This window comes from Companilactobacillus halodurans (assembly GCF_009600985.1).
GTDB classification, from domain to species: Bacteria; Bacillota; Bacilli; order Lactobacillales; family Lactobacillaceae; genus Companilactobacillus; species Companilactobacillus halodurans.
Genome location: NZ_VDFP01000141.1, coordinates 1 through 1,373 on the forward strand (window position 1 = coordinate 1; position 1,373 = coordinate 1,373).

Sequence of the window (1,373 nt, forward strand, 5' to 3'; positions counted from 1 at the left end):
TATTCGGAAATGGTGCGGTTGCCAATTCATTTCTAAAAGATACAACTGGTAATGGAGAAAACGGACAGGCCAACGGTGGTTGGATCTTCATTGCCGTTGGATACGGTCTGGGTGTTATGATTCCAGCCATGATGTTTGGTTCAATTTCAGGTAATCATTTGAACCCAGCTATTACAATTGCTCAAGCGGCAGCAGGAATTTTTCCATGGGCTAAAGTAGCTCCATATATTATTTTTCAATTTTTAGGTGCGATGGTAGGTCAATTATTAGTCTTAGTTATTTATTGGCCATACTATAAACGTTCCAAAGACGAAGGAGCAATCTTTGCTACTTTCTCAACCGGTGATACAGCAGGTAGTACTATGAATGGTTTTTGGACTGAAGCTATTGGTACAGCAGTTTTGACCTTCGCAGCAATGGGATTGTATCGTGGAATGTTCTTCAAGCAAAGTATTGATATTGCTAATATCGGTGTTGGTTTAGTAATTACAACATTAGTTATGTCAGTCGGTGGCCCAACTGGCCCAGCATTGAATCCAGCACGTGATCTAGGACCTAGAATTGTTCATGCTATTATGCCAGTGCCAAATAAGGGATCTTCAAACTGGAATTATAGTTGGGTTCCAGTAGTAGCACCAATTACTGGTGCAGTTATAGGTATCTTTATCTATAAGATGTTCTTTGGATTATAAGATGAGAGAGCGAAACAAGCCTCTGTATAGCTCGTTTCAAATAACAAAAAATAACACAATGGCCAAAAACGGTCACGGTGTTATTTTTTTGCGTTTCTTTTGAAGTGTTCAAAATATAGAATCAAAATGATCGTTAAAATAGCAATATTTTATAACATGCAATATCTTGTTGTCTATTTTTAGTTATGTAAGCGCTTATCCTTGATATGACGGGATTATAACTGAATGTTATATAGCTGATAATCAAGTAATATTGGTTTGCAGGTTTGTAAAGGCTTACATTAGCAAGTGAAGATAGTTATAGATGTCACAATGTGATTTAGCTATCGAGGTTTTCAATCAAAATGAGCGGAATCATTTTAAGTTATCAAAAAACATTTGAAAACTCTAAACGCCAGCGAGTACTTTCAATCAAATGTTAAAAGATAATAATTGACTTCATTCATTACATTAATTTATTTACAAAGGTGGAGTTGAATATGTCAGATACAATGGTAAAAATCACTGAAAAACTTAAAGGAAACGTTGCTCGTTCAGTTAATCCAGAGGGTTGTCGTCAAGAAATACTTAATCAAATCGCCTATGTACAAGGTAAAGGTCACTATGAGGGTGCCAAGAAGGCTTTGATTATTGGGGGGTCATCTAGTTATGGACTTGCTAGTAGAATTACAGCAGCTTTTG

1 protein-coding gene and 1 pseudogene are annotated in these 1,373 nt (G+C 36.3%); both read left to right on the forward strand.

Annotated features, from left to right (window positions below; all coding sequences use genetic code 11):
* Positions 1-692 (forward strand): MIP/aquaporin family protein (locus tag FHL06_RS13090; protein WP_153387043.1); only part of this gene is annotated, 692 nt, incomplete at its 5' end.
* A 479-nt stretch (positions 693-1,171) separates the two neighbouring features.
* Positions 1,172-1,373: pseudogene (locus tag FHL06_RS13095) on the forward strand (bifunctional NADH-specific enoyl-ACP reductase/trans-2-enoyl-CoA reductase); the annotation flags it as partial.